We start from the raw sequence: 19,870 nt of genomic DNA, 5'->3' as shown, positions 1-19,870 counted from the left end.
CCCGCGGCTTTGCCGTGCCCCTCAAAGGGCGAAGCTTGCTCTTGCTTCCGCCCGTCCGGCCCGTTTCAATCCGGCTCCAGCCCAGGCGGCGCTCGGCCGCGGATTCGCCGGAGGAGCGCCGCATGAAGAGATCCATTCCCCTCGCCCGCGACTTCCAGGCGCCCGGCCGCTCCAGGGTCTTCGCGGCGAACGGGCTCTGCGCCACCTCGCATCCGCTCGCTTCCGCGACGGCGATCGACATCCTGCGTTCCGGCGGGAACGCGGTCGACGCGGCGATCGGCGCGGCGGTGCTGCTCGGCATCTGCGAGCCGCAGATGACCGGGATCGGCGGCGATTGCTTCGCGCTGGTGAAGCCGGCCGGATCGGAGGAAATCATCGGCCTCAACGGTTCCGGCAGGGCGCCCGCGGGGCTCGATGTCGATGCGCCGCGGGACGCGGGCCATCTCACCATGCCGACGCATACGCCGGCCGCGGTCACCGTGCCCTGCGCCGTCGACGCCTTCTGCCGGCTCTCGGCCGATCATGGCCGGCTCGGGATCGAGGAAAGCCTCGCGCCCGCGATCCACTATGCGACCGAGGGCGTCCCGGTCGCACCCCGGGTCGCGCTCGACTGGGCCGCCGCCGCGGGGCTCCTCACCGGCGACGCCCGCGATTTCTACCTTCTCGACGGCGAGCCGCCCGCGCCCGGGCAGATCTTCCGCGCCCCGGGGCAGGCGGAGGTGCTGCGCCGGATCGCGCGCGAGGGCCGGGCGGGCTTCTACGAGGGCGAGGTCGCGGAGGACATGGTCGCCTCGCTCGCCGCGCTTGGCGGGGCGCATACGCTCGACGATTTCGCCGCGGCGCGATCGGACTATGTGACGCCGATCCGGGGCGGCTACCGGGGCCATGAACTGGTCGAACTGCCGCCGAACGGACAGGGCGCCGCGGCGGTGCTCCTGCTTGCGATCCTCGAACGCTTCGATCTCGCGGCGATGGAGTCCTTCGGGCCGATGCGCGCCCATGTCGAGGCGGAGGCGACCCGGCTCGCCTATGCCGCGCGCGACCGCTACATCTCGGACCCCGAGACCGTCGGCGATGCGCTGGCGCATCTCTTGGCGGCGGAGACCGCCGACCGTCTCGCCGCGCTCATCGATCCGGAACGCGCCCAGTCCGGCCTCGCGACCATCGCCGCCGCCAGCGTGCATCGCGAGACGATCTACATCACCGTGGTCGACAGGGACCGGATGGCGGTCTCGCTCATCTACTCGATCTTCCATTCCTTCGGCTCCGGCCTCGCCTCGGCGAAGTTCGGGATCAACTTCCACAACCGGGGCGCCGGCTTCTCGCTCACGCCCGGCCATCCGAACGAGGCGCGGGGCGGCAAGCGGCCGATGCATACGATCATTCCGGGCATGTTGCGCCGCGACGGACGGCTCATGATGCCGTTCGGCGTCATGGGCGGCGCCTACCAGGCGGCGGGCCATGCAAGGCTCCTGTCGAACGTGATCGACTACGGTCTCGACATCCAGACCGCGATCGATGCGCCCCGCGCGTTCTGTCACGACGGAACGCTGTCGCTCGAGACCGGATATCCCGCCGAGGTGGCCGAGGCGCTGACCGGGCTCGGCCACCGCGTCGCCTGGGCCGAGACACCGATCGGCGGGGCGCAGGCGATCGTCATCGACGCCGATGTGTTGATCGGGGCCAGCGATCCGCGCAAGGATGGCTGCGCGCTCGGCTACTAGATCGGCGACCAGACGGGAAACAGACCATGCCATCCACACTCGCGACCGTCCCGACCCCCTGCCTGCTCCTCGATGAAGCGCGGATGAACCGCAACATCGCGCGGCTGCATGCGCGGCTCGAAGGCTCCGGCGTGACGTTCCGGCCGCATCTGAAGACCGCGAAATGCGTCGAGGTCGCGCGGCGGCTGATGATCTCGCCGGCGGGGCCGGCGATGGTATCGACGCTGCGCGAGGCCGAGGAATTCGCCGCCGCCGGGGTGACCGACCTGACCTACGGGGTGGGGATCGCGCCCGACAAGCTCGACCGGGTGGCAGCGATCCGCGCCGGCGGCTGCGATCTCGCCGTGCTCATCGACAGCGTGGAACAGGCCGAGGCGATCGCGGCGCGCGGCGATGCGATTCCGGCGCTGATCGAGATCGACTGCGATGGCCATCGCTCGGGTGTCGCGCCGGACGACGCGGAGCGCCTCGGCGCCATCGCGCGGGCGCTGCCGCCGGGCGGTCCGCGCGGCGTGCTGACCCATGGCGGCGAGAGCTACAACGCGCGCTCCAGCGAGGCGCTGCGCGCCGCCGCCGAGGGCGAAAGGCTCGCCGTCACCGGCGCCGCGGCGATCCTGCGTGGCATGGACTTCCCCTGCCCGGTGGTGAGCGCGGGCTCCACGCCCACGTTCCTCGCCGCGCAGAGCTTCGAGGGGCTGACCGAGTTCCGGGCCGGGGTGAGCGTCTTCTTCGACCTGTTCCAGGCCGGCGTCGGCGTCTGCGGGCCGGAGGAGATCGCCGTGTCGGTTCTGACGGAGGTGATCGGCCACCAGGCCGCCAAGGGCTGGACGATCACCGACGCCGGCTGGATGGCGATGTCGCGTGACCGGGGCACGGCGAACCAGGCGGTGGATCAGGGGTATGGCATCGTGCTCGGCCTCGACGGTCAGCCGTTCGGCGATACGATCGTGATCGCGGCGAACCAGGAACACGGGATCGTCGCCGCGCGCCCGGGTACCGCCGCGCAGCCGCCGATGCCGTCGATCGGGACGCGGCTTCGCGTCCTGCCGAACCATGCCTGCGCCACCGGGGCGCAATACGATCGGTACCACGTGATCGGAGCGGAGACCGGGGACATCATCGCCGAATGGCCGCGTTTCGGTGGATGGTGACGGTCCATCGCGTTAGCTGAGCGGAAGGCGAAGCGACCGCCCAAGCAGCCGCGCGCCCCTGAGGTTGAGGCAGCGGAAGCGGAACCCGCCGCTCCGAGGACACGGGAGAACGAGGCGCGGCCCCACGCCCTCCGATCGAGGCGATTCCCGGAGGCCCGCGCCCGACCGCGATCCCTCAGTGAAGGTGCGACCCGATCCCGTAATGCCCGCCTTCCAGCATCGGCCCGAACATCTCGGCGACTTCGGGATGGTCGACGGGCTCACCCGAATCGTCACGAACCAGGTTCTGCTCGGAGACATAGGCGACGTAGTAGGAGGTCTCGTTCTCGGCGAGCAGATGATAGAACGGCTGGTTCTTGTCCGGACGGTTCTCCTCCGGGATCGATTCCCACCATTCATCGGTATTGCTGAAGGTCGGGTCCACGTCGAAGATGACGCCCCGGAAGGGGTGGACGCGGTGGCGGACCACCTGCCCGACAGTGAATTTGGCCGAAGCTGTCAACATTTACCACGGCCCCCCATACCTCACACGCCGCATCGCATCATAACCTTCGGTTGACTTTGTGTCCACATGGGCCGAGAGCCAAGCTCCGGTGTGGTGAACAACCGCCCAACTCCGTGACGGATCGGCACATGTCAATTTTTCTTCAGGTCGTCCAGAGCGTGGCCCCGGTCTTTCTTCTCGCGGGGATCGGTTACGCCTGGGTCAGGGCGGGCTGGAACTTCGATGTCGAGTTCGTCACCCGGCTCGCGATGACCCTGTCCGTTCCGTGCCTGATCTTCATGGCGTTGATGCGCTCCAACGTCGATCCGGCGATCCTGCGCGATACGGTGCTCGCCTCCCTCGTCGCCTATACGGTGCTCGGCCTGATCGCCTGGTTCGGCCTGCGCGTGCTCCGGCTCGACCTCGCGACCTACTGGGGGCCGGTCACCTTCGGCAATACCGGCAATCTCGGCCTGCCGATCGCGCTCTTCGCCTTCGGTCAGGCGGGCTTCGACCTCGCCGTGATCGTCTTCGCGGTGATGGCGATCCTGAGTTTCACCTTCGGCGTCTGGGTCGTCGCAGGGGGCGGGCCGCCGAGCCGCGCCTTCCGGGAGCCGCTGGTATGGGGCACCGTTTTCGGCTCGATCTTCCTCGCGATGGACTGGCAGCTCCCGGTCTGGCTCGGCAATTCGGTCGATCTCGTGGGCCAGATGGCGATCCCGCTGATGCTGCTGACACTCGGCGTTGCGATCTCGCGGCTGAGGCCGCGCTCGCTCGGCCTCGCCCTCTGGGTGAGCCTCGTCAAGCTCGCGCTCTGCCTCGCGGTGCCGATCGCGGTCGGGCTCGCCTTCGGCCTCGGGCGCTTGCCGCTCGGCGTCATGGTGCTGCAGCTCTCGACGCCGGTCGCGGTGACCTCCTACATGCTCGCGGCGAAATACGACGCCCGGCCCGACGAGGTCGCGGGGCTCGTGGTCGTCTCGACGCTCATCTCCGTCATCTCGATTCCGGCGACGCTGGTGTTCTTCATCTGAGCGCGGCCGGCCCACCGGTGAGCTTTTGCTTGCAAAGACGCGGAACGGCTGCGATATTCCTGCCCAGACGTGCGAAAAGACACGCGAGCGGTCATCGTAGGGCAGGTTTCCACGTAATGCGGCGTTTCGCCTTCATCGCGGCGATACTCATCTTGTCATCGTGTTCCGGGCACGACGCTCCGCCGAGCACGGTCGCCGACGCCTGCCGCATCCAGGAGGAGCGGCCTCACTGGTTCACGGCGATGAACGAGACGCAGGCCCGCTGGGGCGTTCCCGTCTCGGTCCAGCTTGCGACGATCTCCCGCGAATCGAGCTTCCGCTACGATGCCCAGCCGATGAAGCGCGTCGGCTCCGGCATCTTCTCGCGTCAGGTTCCGCGATCGAGCGCCTATGGCTACAGCCAGGCGCTGGACGGAACCTGGGAATGGTACCAGCGCGACACTGGCAGCCACCGCGCGGATCGCGAGGATTTCGCCGATTCCTCCGATTTCATCGGCTGGTACATGAATCTCAACAGCAGGCTGAACGGCGTCCCGCTCAATGACGCCTACAACCAGTATCTCGCCTATCACGAAGGCAAGACCGGCTATGCGCGGGGAACCTGGCGGCGCAAGGCCTGGCTTCCCGCGGTCGCCCGCGACGTGCAGACCTGGGCACGGGTCTACGAGAACCAGCTTCGCCTCTGCCCGAGACGGTGAGCCTCGCGGCTTCCCGGCGGTGAACGCGGTTGACGCTGGCGGAACCCGGAGCCTAATGTTCTCCTTCCGGAAACAATTTCGGGGATCGGAATGGATCGCCTGACCGAGATGGAAGCCTTCGTTCAGGTCGTTGACCACGGTGGCTTCACCGAGGCCGCGCGGAGGATGGGGCTCTCGAAATCGGCGATCTCCAAGCATGTCTCGGCGCTCGAGGCGCGGCTCGCGGTGCGGCTCCTGAACCGGACGACCCGCCGCGTCAGCCCGACCGAGGTCGGGCTCGCCTATTACGACCGGGCCCGCACCGTGCTCTCCGACGCGGCGGAGGCCGACGAGATGGTGACCGCGATGCAGGCGACGCCCAAGGGCTCGCTCCGCATCTCCGCGCCGATGAGCTTCGGGGTCAAGCACCTCTCGCCCGCGATCGCGAGCTTCCTCCAGGCCTATCCGGATGTGGATGTGCACATGGTCCTCGACGACCGCTACGTCGAAATCGTGGCCGAGGGTTTCGACCTCGCGGTCCGGGTCGGGGTTCTGGAGGACAGTTCCCTGAAGGCGCGCAAGCTCGCCGAGACCGCGCGCCGCCTCGTCGCGGCGCCGGCCTATCTGGAGCGGATGGGGGAGCCCAGATCGCTCGAGGACCTGCACCGGCACCAGCTCCTGCATTATTCCAACCTCGCCACCGGCAATTTCTGGCGCCTGCGCGGTCCCTCGGGCGAGGAGCGGCAGATCCGGGTCGGCGGGCGGCTGACGGCGAACAATGGCGACTCGCTGATGAAGGCGGCGGAAATGGGGCTCGGCATCGCGCAGCTGCCGAGTTTCATCATCTGCGAGGCGATCGAAGCGGGAAGGCTCGTCGAGGTGATGCCCGATCGGGGCGCCGAGAAGCTCGGCATCTTCGCCGTCTATCCGGAGGGCCGCTTCGCCCAGCCGAAGCTCCGCGCCTTCATCGATTTCCTCGCCGAGCATTTCAAGGACCTGGGGCCGGACCACTGGCCCGGTTGAGCGGTCAGGACGGCGCGCGGCGGTACCGGTAGCGCGCCCGGGTTTCAAAACCGAGGCGGCTGTAGAGTTCGAGCGCGGCGGCATTGTCCTCGCGGACGGCGAGCGCCAGCTCGGCCGCGCCGTTCTCCAGCGCCCAGGCGGCCGCGGCCCGGGTCGCGCGGGTGCCGAGGCCCTTGCGTCGCGCGAAGGGGGCGATCGCGAGCGCGTGGATCATCGCGACATCGCCGGCGGCGGCGAGGAAGGCGCAACCCGCCGGGCGGTCGCCGTCGCGTGCGAGCAGGAAGGTTCTGGGTTCCGACGCGCGCTCCATCACTTCGAGCCGGGCGGCGCCGATGTCGTTCTCCCGCCAGATCTCCCTCATCCGCGCGAGCGGCGCGTCGCAGCGGATGACGGCGCGCTCCGCGCCCTCGATCCGGAGTTGGGCGGCCGGGGCGGCGAGGATCACCGACGGGTCCTCGGGCAGATAGCCGAGAGCGCCCAGCGCGGAGTCGAGATCCTCCTCGCCGTCGCGGATCATGAAGAGCGGCGGCTGGCCCATCGCGCGCATGGCCCGCGCGGCGGCCTCGGGATCGGCGCGCGCGTCTTCGCGCGTGGCGGAGGACACGCGGTTGCCCGCGTCCGTGGCGCGCCGCAGCGTCCAGCCCTCCCGGCTCTCGGTCACTCCGGGCCAGGTCGCCGCGAGCGTCGAAAAGTAGTCCATCGGTCGTCCTCGTACAACGCCCGCGGATCGCGCGGGGGGAGTTCGGGCGGCTTCCGCCATGGGCCCGGCGGCCGCCCGTGAAGCCTATCGCGCGTCGTCGGGATGCGGCGCCGCGGCGAAGCCGCCACCGACCACCCGCGCCGCCACGCTTCCGGGGTCCTCGCGCCGGATACGCGTCAGGACCCGGAGCGCGTGATGGTCGGCGCTGTCCTTCGGGCGGAAGCCGATATGGCCCGCGCCCTCGTTCGAGACCGCGGCGCGCGCGTTGTCCGACGTGCCATAGATGACCGAGAAGCCGACCCGGGGCGCGAGCAGCGCCGCCTCGGTCAGCCGCACGCAGTCGGAATAGCTGAGCCAGCTCCAGAGCATCCGCCGGTCCGTGGGCTCGGGAAAGCAGGAGCAGATCCGAAGGCAGACGCTCTCGATCCCCCATTTGTCCCAGTAGAGGCTGGCGAGATCCTCGGTGAAGGTCTTGGTCAGCCCGTAGAAGGTGTCGGGGCGGTGACGAGCCCGCGTACCGGGCACGTCCTCGACGGGATGGAAGCCGACGGCGTGGATCGAACTGGCGTAGACGACACGTTTGACCCCGAACTGCCGCGCGCCTTCATAGACGTTATAGGCGGCGGGCAGGGTGTCGCGCAGGATCTCGTCGAAGCTCATCTCGCGCGGATGGCCGGCGAAATGAACGATCGCGTCGCAATCCCGGATCGCCGCGAAGGCCTGCGCGCGGTCGGAGAGATCGCATTCGACGATTTCCTCGTTCTCCAGCGCCTCGCCCATGGGCCGGACATCGAGCAGCCGCAGCCGGTTCGCGAGATGGCCGAGCCCCCGGCGCAGATGATCGCCCAGATTGCCGGCGGCGCCGGTGATCAGGATGCGCTCGAACTCCCGGCCGCAGTCCTTGGTCATGGCTCCGTCCTCCTCGCCGGTTCCTGCCGAGGGGCAGCGGAGCACAAAACGGGTCCGGATGATAGGGTTCGTGGCGGGGAAGTCGCCCGGGTGCCCCGGAGGTGGTGGCTCCCGGCGATCAGCGCCCCCGCGCGGAGCTTTCGACGGTGCGGATGAAGACGTCGTTGTCCGCGCAAAGCTGCACGATGGATTTCGGCGGCGCGACATCGGTGAAGAAACCGTTGAGATCGGCGAGGCTTGCGATGCGGACCGGGGCCGCCATCTTGAACTTGGTATGGTCGGCGACGAGGAAGCTCTTGCGCGCGTTCTTGATGATCGCCTGGGCCACACGGACCTCGCGGAAGTCGTAGTCAAGCAGCGAGCCGTCCGGGTCGACCGCGGCCGAGCCGATGATCGCGTAATCGACCTTGAACTGGCCGATGAATTCCGCCGTCACATCGCCGACCAGCGCCCCGTCGGCACGGCGCAGGATGCCGCCGGCGACGATCACCTCGGAATTCGGGCTCGTCGCGAGGATGTTGGCGACATTGAGGTTGTTGGTGATCACCATGAGGTTGCGGTGCTTCAGGAGCGCGCGGGCGACGGCCTCCGTCGTCGTGCCGATGTTCATGAAGATCGAGACCCCGTCCGGGATCTGCTCCGCCACCATCCGCGCGATCTCGTCCTTCTCGACCGAGGCGAGGCTGCGCCGGTCCTCGTAGCCGAGCGCGATCACGCCGGAGGGGATCATCGCTCCGCCATGGACGCGGGTGAGCTGGCCCACGTCGCAGAGTTCGGCGAGATCGCGCCGGATCGTCTGCGCGGTGACGTTGAAATGCGCCGCGAGCCCCTCCACCGTGACCTTGCCGGCGTCGCGGGCGATGGTCAGGATCTCGGAGTGGCGAAAGTTCTGGGCCATGGCGTCTCGGCGGTTGCTCGACCTGTCATAATTCGCGGCGGAGCTTCATACAAGCGTGACGGCGGAGCGAGGGGCGCGACCCGAAATCGCGGCCGCGTCCCATGAAATTGTCCGGTTCCCGGAGCATGGCGGCGCGCTGCCTCGCCGTCAATCGGGCCGGGAAGAGGCCCAAGGCGCGGAGCTGCGCCGCGGCGCGGGCGTGGAGGCGATCCGTCGCGGTGCGATATGCGGCGCACCCGGGGCGAGGGCATGCGGCTTTCGCCGGGCAGGGTCTCGCGGATGTGCCCGGCGCCGAGGCCAGTCGGCCGGAGGTGATCGAGACGACCTTGCCCCGGGGCGGGATGACTTGCGGGGAGGCGCGCGGGACTGTATCCGGAAGCCGCCGAATTCGCGGCGTCCCGGGGCTCTCGAACAGCGCTTCGAGCCCGGGAGGCCGGAGGACCGGCGCGAGAGCGAATACGCGGGCTGGTGCGACGCCGCCGGCCGCGTTCTGGTTAAGCGCCCCCAGGCGAGGGAAGAGGAAACATGACGGTCAAGGTTGCAATCAACGGCTTCGGGCGCATCGGGCGCAATGTTCTGCGCGCGATCATCGAGTCCGGCCGGACCGATATCGAGGTGGTCGCCATCAACGATCTCGGCCCGGTCGAGACGAACGCCCATCTCATCCGCTACGATTCGGTTCACGGGCGCTTCCCGGGCACCGTCACCGTGACCGGCGACTCGATCGACGTTGGTCGCGGTCCGATCAAGGTCACCGCGATCCGCGACCCGAAGGAACTGCCCTGGGGCGACGTCGACATCGCGATGGAGTGCACCGGCATCTTCACCGACAAGGAGAAGGCGAAGATCCACCTGGAGAACGGCTCCAAGCGCGTCCTCGTCTCCGCCCCGTCCTCGGGCGCCGACAAGACCATCGTCTTCGGCGTGAACGACAAGGCGCTGACCAAGGACGATCTCGTCGTCTCCAACGCCTCCTGCACGACGAACTGCCTCTCGCCCGTCGCCTATGTGCTCGACAAGGCCATCGGGATCGAGAAGGGCTTCATGACCACGATCCACAGCTACACCGGCGACCAGCCGACGCTCGACACGATGCACAAGGATCTCTACCGGGCCCGCGCCGCGGCGCTCTCGATGATCCCGACCTCGACCGGCGCCGCCAAGGCGGTGGGGCTCGTCCTGCCGCAGCTCAATGGCAAGCTCGACGGCGTGGCGATCCGCGTGCCGACGCCGAACGTCTCGGTGGTGGACCTCGTCTTCATCGCGAAGAAGGCGACCTCGGTCGAGGAAGTGAACGCGGCGATCAAGGAAGCCGCCGATGGCGAGCTCGACGGCATCCTCGGCTACACGACCGAGCCGCTCGTCTCCTCGGACTTCAACCACGACAGCCATTCGTCGATCTTCCACATGGACCAGACCAAGGTCATGGACGGCACCATGGTCCGCATCCTGACCTGGTACGACAATGAATGGGGCTTCTCGAACCGGATGGCCGACACCGCCGTCGCGATGGGCAAGCTGATCTGAACAACCGGGAGCGGGCGCGACGCCCGCTTCGCCTCCGATCCGGAAGGGCCGTGCCGACTGGCGCGGCCCTTCGTCGTTCAGCGCGCCTCCAAACGCGGGGAAAGGGCAGCCGGCGCGACCGCGCGGCGGGTCGGGCCGGAACCGCTGGACTTGCCTCCCGCCCGCGCATAGGGTGCGGCCGTTCCGGCGCCTCGGGTCTCGGAACGGGGTCGCGGGCGTGGCGGAATGGTAGACGCAGGGGTCTCAAACACCCCCGCCGCAAGGCGTGTCGGTTCGACTCCGACCGCCCGCACCAGAAGGGGTCGCGGCGAGCGGTTCAGCCGGCCTCCCGGATGCTCGCGGTGACGTAGTTGACCGACAGGTCGCGGTCCGAGATGCTCCAGCTCCGGCTCAGCGGGTTAAAGACGAAGCCCTTGGCGTCCACGGGCGTGAGGCCCGCGCCCGCGATCAACGCGCGAAGCTCGTCGGGCGTCAGGAACTTGCGCCAGTCATGCGTACCCTTCGGCAGCCAGCGCATCACATGTTCGGCGCCGAGAATGGCGACGGCGTAGCTCATCGGGTTGCGGTTGATCGTGGAGCAGATCATCAGCCCGCCCGGCCGCAGCAGGTCGTGGCAGGCGCCGAGATAGGCGGGCGGATCGGCGACATGCTCGACCACTTCCATGTTCAGGACGACATCGAACCGCTCCCCGGCCTCGGCCAGCGCCTCCGCGGTCGCGTGGCGATAGTCGATCGCGAGCCCCGACTGTTCCGCGTGCACCCGCGCGACGGGAATGTTGCCCGCCGCGGCGTCGGCGCCCGTCACCTCCGCGCCGAGCCGCGCCATCGGCTCGCTCAGCAGGCCGCCGCCGCAGCCGATGTCGAGAAGGCGCAATCCAGCGAAGGGACGCTCCGCCTTCGGGTCGCGCCCGAACTGCGCCGCGATCTGCGCGATCACGTAATCGAGCCGGCAGGGGTTCATCATGTGCAGCGGTCTGAACTTGCCGGTGGGGTCCCACCATTCCGCCGCCATGGCCTCGAACTTGGCGACCTCCGTCGGGTCGACCGTGTCCCCGGAGGGCGTTGCACTCATCTTTCCAACCTGCGATGATCCCAGAGCCTTGACGGGATATATTTCAACACGCCCATGAAAGAAAACCTGAACCCTGGCGGTACCGGCCAGCGTGGCGGCCTTTACGCGCCCATCGAGCCTTTCCGCCAGCAGGTCATGGAAATGCCCGGCGGGCACCGGCTCTATGTGGAGCAATGCGGCAAGCCCGATGGAGTTCCGGTCGTCGTCCTGCACGGCGGACCGGGGGGCGGATGTTCGCCCGGCATGCGCCGCTTCTTCGACCCCGCGCACTACCGGGTGATCCTCTTCGATCAGCGCGGTTGCGGGCGCTCGCAACCCTCGGCGAATGTCGAGAACAACACGACCTGGGATCTCGTCGCGGATATCGAGCGGATTCGCGAGGCCTGCGGCATCGACCGCTGGATCGTGTTCGGCGGGTCCTGGGGCGCCTGCCTCGCGCTCGTCTACGCGCAGGCGCATCCGGACCGGGCGGCGGCGCTGGTGCTGCGCGGCGTCTTCACCATGACGCAATCCGAGCTCGACTGGTTCTACGGCGGCGGCGCCGGCGCCTTCTGGCCGGAGCAATGGACGGCCTTCGCCGGCATGGTGCCGCGGGAGGAACGCTCGGATCTGATCGCCGCCTATCACCGCCGGCTCTTCTCCGGGGATGGCGTGGAGCAGGCGCGGTTCGCGCGGGCCTGGGCGGGCTGGGAAAGCGCGCTCGCGGTGCTCGACCCCGGCGAGGGCAGGGGATCGCCCTCGGGCGCCTACGCGCTCGCCTTCGCCCGGCTGGAGAATCACTATTTCGTCAACGGCGGTTTCCTCGACGGCGACGACCACATCACGCGGAACATGAAGCGAATCGCCGAGGTCCCGGGCTACATCGTCCAGGGCCGCTACGACATGATCTGCCCGCCGCGCACCGCCCATGCGTTGCACCGCGCCTGGCCCGGCTCGCATCTCCGGATGATCCCGACCGCGGGCCATGCGCTCTCCGAGCCGGGGATCAGCGCGGAACTTGTCTCGATCATGGATCAGCTTCGGGACGGCAAGGGTGGCGGCGGGCGCTGACGGAGCCGAGGGCGGCCAGGTCTCAGCCCGCCGGTGCCGGGTTCGCCGCCCGGATCGCCTGCACGAAGGCCGAGACGAGGTTGAGCCCGCTCTGCCGGTCGATGCCTGAACCGGCGAAGCCAAGCTGCGACACGGCGGTCAGCCGCCCGTTGACCTCGAAGAACGCCCGCCAGTAGCGCGGCTCGAGTCCCGGGATCGGCCCGGGCCCGCGATCTTCGACATGGAGATAGAGCACGCCGTCGCGTTCGGCGCTTTCGAGCAGGCGCACGCCCTGGCTCCGTCCGCCGCGCCCGATCATCGCCAGTCCCTCGGGCGTCCGCGCGTAACGTGCGAGATCGCTCAGGGAATTGGTCGCGGGACCGGCCTCGCCGAGACCGGTGGGCGACAGGCTCGCGGTCAGCGCGGCCCCGATCGGCTCCCGCTCGTCCTCCACCGCCCCGGCGCCCGTCGGGTCCATCGCACGGGATGGCGAGAGCAGCTGGCAATCGCTGACGAGCACGAAGGCGCCGGCGGAGGTGACGCTGGTGCTGCTGCGATCGATACAGAAGCCGGCCGGCGCAAGGATCGTGACGCGCTGCCCGCCCGCCGTCACCGTGGTCTGGTTGGGCGCCGAGCCGGAAATTCCCAGCCCGGCGCAGGCCGCGAGCAGCGGCAGGGCCGCGATGGCCGCGATCTCAGAGATCCGCATAGATGTGCTTTTCCGCCTTCGCGCCCGGATGGGTGACCGCGCCGAGATAGGTCGGGCCGACCAGCTGGGCGTATTTCCAGAGCGCGCCGCTCGCGTAGATCGTGTCGCGCGGACCTTTCCAGTCCCTGCGCCGCTCCTCCAGATCCGCGTCGGAGAGCGCGACCGAGATCTCGCCCCTGACCGCGTCGAGCGTGATCACGTCCCCGTCGCGGAGCAGCGCGATCGGCCCGCACTTCGCCGCCTCCGGCCCGACATGGCCGACGCAGAAGCCGCGGGTCGCGCCCGAGAAGCGGCCATCGGTGATGAGCGCGACCTTCTTGCCCATGCCCTGGCCCGAGAGCGCGGCGGTGGTCGAGAGCATCTCGCGCATGCCCGGCCCGCCGGTCGGCCCCTCGTTGCGGATGACGATCACCTCGCCCTCCCTGTACTGGCGCTTCTGCACCGCCTCGAACGCGTCCTCCTCGCAGTCGAAGACGCGGGCCGGGCCGGTGAAGACCTGCTCGGCGGGCGACATGCCGGCGACCTTCACGATGGCCCCTTCGGGCGCGAGATTGCCTGAGAGCCCGACGACGCCGCCGGTCTTCGAGATCGGGGTCTCGACCGGATAGATCACCTTCCCGTCCGGCTCGCCCCGCACGAGGTCGAGTTCCTCGCCCATGGTCCGGCCGCTCGCGGTCAGGCAGTCTTCGTGCAGGAGGCCCGCCTTGCGGAGTTCCTTGAGCACGACCGGAACGCCGCCCGCCTCGTAGAGATCCTTCGCGACATATTCGCCGCCCGGACGCAGGTTCACGAAATAGGGCGTGTCGCGGAAGATGTCGCAGACATCCTGGAGCGTGAAGTCGATCCCCGCCTCATGCGCGATCGCGGGCAGGTGCAGCCCGCCATTCGTCGATCCGCCGGTGCAGGCGACGACGCGGGCGGCGTTTTCAAGCGCCTCGCGCGTCACCACGTCCCGCGCGCGAATGCCCTTTTCAAGCAGGGTCATCACCGCGAGACCGCTCGCCACCGCGTACTGGTCGCGGCTCTCGTAGGGCGCGGGGGCGCCGGAGGAATTGAAGAGCGCGAGGCCGATCGCCTCGGAGACGCAGGCCATCGTGTTCGCGGTATATTGCCCGCCGCAGGCACCCGCCGAGGGGCAGGCGATCCGTTCGATGATGTCGAGTTCGGCGTCGGACATCTGGCCGGCCTGATGCTTGCCGACCGCCTCGAACACGTCCTGAACCACCACGTCGCGACCGTTGAGCTTGCCCGGCAGGATCGAGCCACCGTAGATGAAGACCGAGGGCACGTTGAGGCGGACCATCGCCATCATCATCCCCGGCAGGCTCTTGTCGCAGCCCGCGAGACCCACGAGCGCGTCGTAGCAATGGCCGCGCATCGTCAGTTCCACCGTGTCGGCGATCGCATCGCGCGAGGCGAGCGAGGCGCGCATCCCTTCGTGCCCCATCGCCATGCCGTCGGTCACGGTGATCGTCGTGAATTCGCGCGGTGTGCCGAGCGCCTGCTTGACGCCGAGCTTCGCCGCCTGGGCCTGGCGATTCAGCGCGATGTTGCAGGGCGCGGCCTCGTTCCAGCAGGTGGCGACACCGACGAGCGGCTGGTGGATCTCGGCCTCGGAGATACCCATCGCATAGAGGTAGCTGCGGTGGGGCGCGCGCGCCGGGCCCTCGGTCACATGGCGGCTCGGCAGCCTGCTCTTGTCGAATTTTGGCGCGTCCATCGGTCGGTTCCTCCGGAAGTTTGGCTTGACGGTTTCGTAGGTGCTCGGCCTGGCCTTCGCAAGCTGCGCGGGAGTGCCGCACCCCGAACATATGGCTTTCGCTTGACCGATCGCCATAAAAACGTCAAAATTTGCAATCGTAAGGTGTGTACATGATCTGTAATTTATTGTGTTTGGCTAGTTCCGCCGCGGAGGGTAGATCGAGATAGATTAATCTGAATGGAATGTGGCGCGGGGCTCTGTAGCCCTTAGCGTTACTGGGGGCCGCCGGATCTTCTTGGCAGGGACCGGCGGCGGTTCCTCCCCCACTGGCCGGGCGCCCCCTGCCCGGCCTTTTTCTTTCTTCTGGTCAGCCGTTTTCGCGCAGCACGCGGCCGGCGAGATAGAGCGAGCCGCAGATGAGGATGCGCGCGTCGGAGTCGTCGGCGCGGATCGCCGCGATCGCGGCGGCGACATCGGCGGCGGGCTCCGCCTTCATGCCGACGCCCCGCGCCGCGGCGACGGTTTCCCTGGCCGAGAGCGTCGCCGCCTCCCCCGGAATGCCGACGCCGCGCAGATCGGTGGCGAGCGCCGCGAGCGGGCGCAGGAAGCCCGCGACATCCTTCGTGTTCAGCATCCCGGTCACCAGATGGAGCGGCCGGGCGGGCAGCCGCCGCAGCGCCTCGGCCAGCGCCTCCCCGGCGGCGGGATTGTGCCCGCCGTCGAGCCAGAGCTCGCAGGGACCGGCGATGTCGACGAGCGGCCCGCGGCGCAGCCGCTGCAGGCGGGCTGGCCATTCGGCCCGGGTCACCGCGGCCTCGCAGCCGGCGTCGGACACCCCGAGCCGCCGCAGGGTCGCGAGCGCGGCGCCGGCGTTCGTCACCTGATGCGCGCCGATGAGATTCGGCCGGGGCAGGTCGAGAAGCCCACGTTCGTCGAGATATGCGATCCGGCCCCGCTCCTCCCAGACCTGCCAGTCGCGGTTCGCGACGGCGAGCGGCGCGCCGACCGCCTCTGCCCGCAGCTCGATCGCGTCGATCGCCTGGGCCTCCTGTGGTCCGATCACGCCCGTCACGCCGGATTTCAGAATCCCGGCCTTCTCGCCCGCGATCTCGGCGAGCGTGTCGCCCAGATACTGCTGATGGTCGATCGAGACCGGCGTGATGACGGTGACGGCGGGCCGCGCGATCACGTTGGTGGCATCGAGCCGCCCGCCGAGCCCGACCTCGAGCAGCGTGTAATCGGCCGGCATCTCGGCGAAGGCGAGCAGCGCGGCGGCGGTGGTGATCTCGAAGAAGGTGATCGGCTCCCCGCCGTTCGCCGCCTCGCAGCGTTCCAGCAGCGCGATCAGCGCGTCCTCGCCGATCAGTTCGCCCGTCACGCGCACGCGTTCATGGAAGCGCGCGAGATGCGGCGAGGTATAGACGTGGACCGTCTTCCCCTCGGCTTCCAGCCCGGCCCGGATCATCGCGAGCGTCGAGCCCTTGCCATTGGTGCCCGCGACATGGATCACGGGCGGCAGGCGATGCTCCGGATGACCAAGCGCTGCGAGGAGCCGCTCGATCCTGCCGAGCGTCAGGTCGATGATCTTCGGATGCAGCGTCATCAGACGCTCGAGCACCCGGTCGGAACCGGGCGCTTCCGTCTTCCACTCGGTCATGCGCGCGTGCCCGAGCTCAGGATTGCGCGCTCGCCCCGGCGGGAGCGCCTTCGGCGGCCGGGACTTCGGCGGGCGCGACCGAAAGCTCGCCGAGAACCGCGGGCGGCTGATTGGTGAGAAGGCGCAAGAGCCGCGTCAGAACGCCGCGCATGTCGGCGCGCCGGACCACCATGTCGAGCATCCCGTGATCGAGCAGGTATTCCGACCGCTGGAATCCCTCGGGCAGCGTCTCGCGGATCGTCTGTTCGATCACCCGCGGGCCCGCGAAACAGATGAGCGCGCCGGGTTCCGCGATCTGCACATCGCCGAGCATCGCATAGCTCGCCGTGACGCCGCCCGTTGTCGGATCGGTCAGCACGACGATATAGGGCAGCCCGGCCTCCTTCAGCATCTGCGCCGCGACGGTCGCGCGCGGCATCTGCATGAGGCTCAGGATACCTTCCTGCATCCGCGCGCCGCCCGCGGCGGCGAAGAGCACCATCGGACATTTGCGCTTCACCGCCCGCTCGGCGCCGGCGATGATCGCATTCCCGACATACATGCCCATCGATCCGCCCATGAAGGCGAAATCCTGCCCGACGCAGACCGTCTTCAGCCGGCCGATCTCACCCTCGGCGACGAGCATCGCGTCTTCCTCGCCGGTCTTCTTGCGCGCCTCGCGCAGCCGGTCGGGGTATTTCTTCTGATCCTTGAAGGCCAGTGGATCGGCGATGGGCTTCGGGACGCTGATCTCCACGAAGACGCCACCGTCGAACAGATCCCGGAACCGCTCCCGGGGGCTGATCGCCATGTGATAGCCGCAGTTCGGGCAGACGTTCAGATTGTCGCCGAGTTCGCGATGGAACAGCATGGTTCCGCAGCCGTCGCATTTCACCCAGAGGTTCTCGGGAACCTCGCGCCGGGCGAAGAGCGAGTTGATCTTCGGGCGGACATAGTTGGATATCCAGCTCATGGCGCGACCAGATCCTCCCTCGTCGATCCCGGGCCTAGATATTCTCGGCGGGGCGCGATTGCAATCGTCGCCGAGTCCGGCGTGCCGACGCATCGGGTAGCGCATTGATAAATTTCGGCTTTCGACCCGGAGACGCTTCCGTGCCGGCGCACTGTCCAGTATGATGTGACAAAAGGAAGCGGAGCTACGGCCTCTCGACACCGGGTTGCCCACGATCTTCGTCGATGGACCAAAATGGTTTCCAGTTGTATTTCCATGTTCTGACCGAATTGTATCGCGGTACCTGAAGATTTACCCAATCAATGAAACAACATTGACGCGCCCCCGGCCCATCGTCCAGAGTGCGGCAAGTATTTCATGCTTGACGAGGAGATCGGTGAGTGAGTGGCGCCGGACCTGTCTTCATCCTGGGGCTGCAGCGGGGCGGGACGAATCAACCGCTCAACATCTTTCGGTCTCACCCGGCCACCTACTGGCCGCAGGGCGAGTTCCATGAACCGTTCCGGCCGCGCAAGTTCAGGAAGAATCCGCTGACCCTCGCGCGCCAGCTGCTCCGCTACGCGCCGATCTGGCTGACCCGGGGCGACGTGCTGAACCTGGACGCGCCGCCGAGGCGCGAGCGGCCGCTCCGCGGGATCGCAGGCAGGGCCCTGCGCGCGGGACTGCGGGACTCCTCGCGTGTCAATCGCGGCACCGTCGCGCGGTACAAGTCCGTGCTCCGGGAGGAGGGGTTCTACACCGACGACCTGCCGCCCGACCGGATGGTCGTCAAGGTCATGAACTACAACGTCGGCCTCGTGCCGGATCTCATGGAACTCTATCCGGACGCGCGGCTGATCGGCATCATCCGCGACGGCCGCGGCGTCTGCGAGGGCCAGATGGCACGGCGCGCCGCTCTTGAGCAGGCAACCGCGCTCTACAACCAGTTCGGCCGCTGGCTCATCGACTACGAGGCCGCCGGCCTGCCGCTCCGGACCTGGAGGTTCGAGGATCTGATGGCCGAGCCCTGGAAGGTCAGCGTCGAGATGTACGAATTCGCCGGCCTCGACCCGAAACGGACCGAGGGCGTGCTGCTTCAGGACAAGCACCGCGTAGTGGAAGAGGACCGGATCGTCGGTATCAACAAGATCGAGCGCTGCTACCGCTTCTCCGAAATGGCGCAGCACATGCGGCTCGATGCGAATGAGACCTCGCTGGCGCGGCTCGATCCGCGGGCGCGCGCCGAGATCGATTCGCGCTGCGCCGAGGTTTTGACGCATTTCGGCTATCTCGAAGCGAAGTCAGCCGCGCCGGCGCCGGTTCCAGGCGAGCCAGAGCGCATAGCCGGCCAGGGTCGTGCCGAGTCCGAGGAGCAGCAGCTGGCGGAACGCGACCGGCTCGTCGGGTCCGGTCGATGACGTATAGAGCGCCAGCCCGCTGAGCGGTCCCGGGGCCGCGACGAGAAGCAGCGCCACCGCGTTGTTCGCGAAATGCATGCCCATCGCGAGTGACAGATTGCCCTGCCGGGCAGTTACGTCCGCGAGGATCAGCCCGACCAGCGCGGAGTGCGCGGCGACAAGTACGGCATTCGGCCCGTAGGTCACCGAATCCCAGTGCAGCGCGCCGAAGAGGAGGGCCGGGATGCCGAGCCAGACGGCGGGGGCGGGGAACCGGGCGGCGACGCCTTGCGTGAGGAATCCCCGGAAGGCGAGTTCCTCCGCCGAGGTCTGGATCAGCAGGGCCGCGAGCACGAAAGGCAACAGGCGGAGCCAGGGACCGAAGTCAAGCTGGCGCGACAGCGGATCGTCGAGCAGACCGCCCGCCAGAGCCCCGAAGAGTCCGAGTCCCAGGACGAAGAGCACCCCGGCGCCGAAAGCACGCGCGCGGAAGCCGCCCGGTCCGACGAGCGTGCCCGGGCCGCGGCCGCCAAACAAGCGCGCCGCCAGGATCGTGCCGGCCGCGAGACCGACGAAGGCAGCGAGATAGGCGATCAGCAGGCCCGGGTCTTCGGGCCCGAGCCCCCGGGATAGAGCCACGTTCAGGAAGATCGCGACGGTGCCGACCCAGATCGCCGCTGCCATGATCGCGCCACACATGAGCCGCCAGAGCGCGGGCCGCCGCCGCGCCGGCGCGACGAAGGCCTCGAACGCCGGGCCGCGCAGCGATGTGGGCCGCATCCTGTCCTCTCCCGCCGAGGGGCGTCGCCGGTATCCGCGTGTCCGATCCCGAACCTGCGCCGAGCTCCGGGAGGAACGCAAGCGGCATCCCCTCGGTGGCCCCGCATTCGCGTGATGGGACAGGCGAGCCTTTCTCCAAATAGATGCAGCGGCCTTGGATACGGCACCGCGCATGTCCCCCGCCCAACGCCTTCCCCGGAAGTCGCGCCTCGCGATGCTGCTCGACCAGTTCGCCGACGATGAGGGTCCGCGCGACGCGCGGGGGGGGGGCCTGCATCCGCTGCCGGAGGCGGCGTCACCGCCGATCGCCGAGCCTACGCTGCCTGTGGCGCGGCGCATCTCGACTTCCTCGTCGGCACCTACGCGAACCGGGTGCGGGGTGAGCGCTGGCTTACCGTCCCGACGACCGGATCAACCCGCTTGGGTGCGAGAGAGCAGGCCGGCCTCGCCCTCGCAATCGAGAGGCCTC

The 19,870-nt window shown here is 68.7% G+C and carries 18 protein-coding genes and 1 tRNA gene; 9 read left to right on the top strand and 10 right to left on the bottom strand.

Going from position 1 to position 19,870, the window contains the following annotated elements; genetic code table 11:
* Positions 1-122: 122 nt before the first annotated feature.
* Both ACLJK8_RS10915 and ACLJK8_RS10910 read left to right on the top strand, forming a co-directional pair.
* Positions 123-1,724, top strand: a complete 1,602-nt coding sequence (locus ACLJK8_RS10915) for a gamma-glutamyltransferase family protein (protein WP_413150294.1) — start codon at positions 123-125, stop codon at positions 1,722-1,724.
* Between the two features lie 26 nt (positions 1,725-1,750).
* Positions 1,751-2,875 carry an alanine racemase gene (locus ACLJK8_RS10910; RefSeq protein ID WP_413150293.1) on the top strand — a complete coding sequence of 375 codons (1,125 nt, stop codon included), beginning with the start codon at positions 1,751-1,753 and terminating at the stop codon, positions 2,873-2,875.
* 175 nt (positions 2,876-3,050) lie between these two features.
* Here ACLJK8_RS10910 and hspQ read toward each other — a convergent pair whose 3' ends face one another.
* A complete protein-coding gene (gene hspQ / locus ACLJK8_RS10905; protein WP_413150292.1) occupies positions 3,051-3,380 on the bottom strand; it encodes a heat shock protein HspQ in 330 nt (109 codons plus the stop codon).
* Between the two features lie 128 nt (positions 3,381-3,508).
* Here hspQ and ACLJK8_RS10900 point away from each other — a divergent pair, with 128 nt between their 5' ends.
* The 3 genes from ACLJK8_RS10900 (at position 3,509) to ACLJK8_RS10890 (ending at position 6,090) form a co-directional block, all read left to right on the top strand.
* Complete coding sequence (locus ACLJK8_RS10900; protein WP_413150291.1) at positions 3,509-4,390, top strand: AEC family transporter; 882 nt, start codon at positions 3,509-3,511, stop codon at positions 4,388-4,390.
* Positions 4,391-4,506: 116 nt separating this feature from the next.
* Positions 4,507-5,088 (top strand): lytic transglycosylase, encoded by a 582-nt coding sequence (locus ACLJK8_RS10895; RefSeq protein WP_413150290.1) that lies wholly within the window; start codon positions 4,507-4,509, stop codon positions 5,086-5,088.
* Positions 5,089-5,178: 90 nt separating this feature from the next.
* Positions 5,179-6,090 (top strand): LysR family transcriptional regulator, encoded by a 912-nt coding sequence (locus ACLJK8_RS10890; protein ID WP_413150289.1) that lies wholly within the window; start codon positions 5,179-5,181, stop codon positions 6,088-6,090.
* 4 nt (positions 6,091-6,094) lie between these two features.
* Here the strand turns inward: ACLJK8_RS10890 and ACLJK8_RS10885 are convergent, their stop codons facing one another.
* The 3 genes from ACLJK8_RS10885 to ACLJK8_RS10875 form a co-directional block, all read right to left on the bottom strand.
* A complete protein-coding gene (locus ACLJK8_RS10885) occupies positions 6,095-6,790 on the bottom strand; it encodes a GNAT family N-acetyltransferase (RefSeq protein WP_413150288.1) in 696 nt (231 codons plus the stop codon).
* 84 nt (positions 6,791-6,874) lie between these two features.
* A complete protein-coding gene (locus tag ACLJK8_RS10880; RefSeq protein ID WP_413150287.1) occupies positions 6,875-7,699 on the bottom strand; it encodes an NAD-dependent epimerase/dehydratase family protein in 825 nt (274 codons plus the stop codon).
* A gap of 118 nt (positions 7,700-7,817) precedes the next feature.
* On the bottom strand, positions 7,818-8,597 hold the full coding sequence (locus ACLJK8_RS10875; protein WP_413150286.1) for a DeoR/GlpR family DNA-binding transcription regulator: 780 nt from the start codon (positions 8,595-8,597) through the stop codon (positions 7,818-7,820).
* A gap of 525 nt (positions 8,598-9,122) precedes the next feature.
* Here ACLJK8_RS10875 and gap point away from each other — a divergent pair.
* Positions 9,123-10,124, top strand: a complete 1,002-nt coding sequence (gene gap, locus ACLJK8_RS10870; RefSeq protein WP_413150285.1) for a type I glyceraldehyde-3-phosphate dehydrogenase — start codon at positions 9,123-9,125, stop codon at positions 10,122-10,124.
* Between the two features lie 211 nt (positions 10,125-10,335).
* A tRNA-Leu gene (locus tag ACLJK8_RS10865) sits at positions 10,336-10,419 on the top strand.
* A 21-nt stretch (positions 10,420-10,440) separates the two neighbouring features.
* Here the strand turns inward: ACLJK8_RS10865 and ubiG are convergent.
* Positions 10,441-11,196, bottom strand: a complete 756-nt coding sequence (ubiG, locus tag ACLJK8_RS10860) for a bifunctional 2-polyprenyl-6-hydroxyphenol methylase/3-demethylubiquinol 3-O-methyltransferase UbiG (RefSeq protein WP_413150284.1) — start codon at positions 11,194-11,196, stop codon at positions 10,441-10,443.
* A 54-nt stretch (positions 11,197-11,250) separates the two neighbouring features.
* On the opposite strand from ubiG, the gene pip reads away from it, so the two are divergent.
* Complete coding sequence (gene pip, locus ACLJK8_RS10855; RefSeq protein ID WP_413150283.1) at positions 11,251-12,246, top strand: prolyl aminopeptidase; 996 nt, start codon at positions 11,251-11,253, stop codon at positions 12,244-12,246.
* Between the two features lie 22 nt (positions 12,247-12,268).
* Here pip and ACLJK8_RS10850 read toward each other — a convergent pair whose 3' ends face one another.
* The 4 genes from ACLJK8_RS10850 to accD form a co-directional block, all read right to left on the bottom strand.
* Positions 12,269-12,934 carry a hypothetical protein gene (locus ACLJK8_RS10850; RefSeq protein ID WP_413150282.1) on the bottom strand — a complete coding sequence of 222 codons (666 nt, stop codon included), beginning with the start codon at positions 12,932-12,934 and terminating at the stop codon, positions 12,269-12,271.
* Positions 12,921-14,654: a dihydroxy-acid dehydratase gene (gene ilvD, locus ACLJK8_RS10845; protein ID WP_413150281.1), complete on the bottom strand. Its 1,734-nt coding sequence runs from the start codon at positions 14,652-14,654 to the stop codon at positions 12,921-12,923. The genes ACLJK8_RS10850 and ilvD overlap by 14 nt, the downstream gene beginning before the upstream one ends.
* A 349-nt stretch (positions 14,655-15,003) precedes the next feature.
* Positions 15,004-16,293 (bottom strand): bifunctional folylpolyglutamate synthase/dihydrofolate synthase, encoded by a 1,290-nt coding sequence (locus tag ACLJK8_RS10840; protein WP_413150280.1) that lies wholly within the window; start codon positions 16,291-16,293, stop codon positions 15,004-15,006.
* A gap of 16 nt (positions 16,294-16,309) precedes the next feature.
* Complete coding sequence (gene accD, locus ACLJK8_RS10835; protein WP_413150279.1) at positions 16,310-17,245, bottom strand: acetyl-CoA carboxylase, carboxyltransferase subunit beta; 936 nt, start codon at positions 17,243-17,245, stop codon at positions 16,310-16,312.
* A gap of 380 nt (positions 17,246-17,625) precedes the next feature.
* Between accD and ACLJK8_RS10830 the strand changes: the two genes are divergently transcribed.
* Positions 17,626-18,642 (top strand): sulfotransferase, encoded by a 1,017-nt coding sequence (locus ACLJK8_RS10830; protein WP_413150278.1) that lies wholly within the window; start codon positions 17,626-17,628, stop codon positions 18,640-18,642.
* Here the strand turns inward: ACLJK8_RS10830 and ACLJK8_RS10825 are convergent.
* Positions 18,526-19,401 (bottom strand): CPBP family intramembrane glutamic endopeptidase, encoded by an 876-nt coding sequence (locus ACLJK8_RS10825; protein WP_413150277.1) that lies wholly within the window; start codon positions 19,399-19,401, stop codon positions 18,526-18,528. The two genes, ACLJK8_RS10830 and ACLJK8_RS10825, sit on opposite strands and share 117 nt — an antisense overlap.
* Positions 19,402-19,870 lie beyond the last annotated feature (469 nt).

The organism is Amaricoccus sp. W119 (genome assembly GCF_047275745.1).
Classification (GTDB): domain Bacteria; phylum Pseudomonadota; class Alphaproteobacteria; order Rhodobacterales; family Rhodobacteraceae; genus Amaricoccus.
This window is presented reverse-complemented; position numbering and strand designations above follow the sequence as displayed.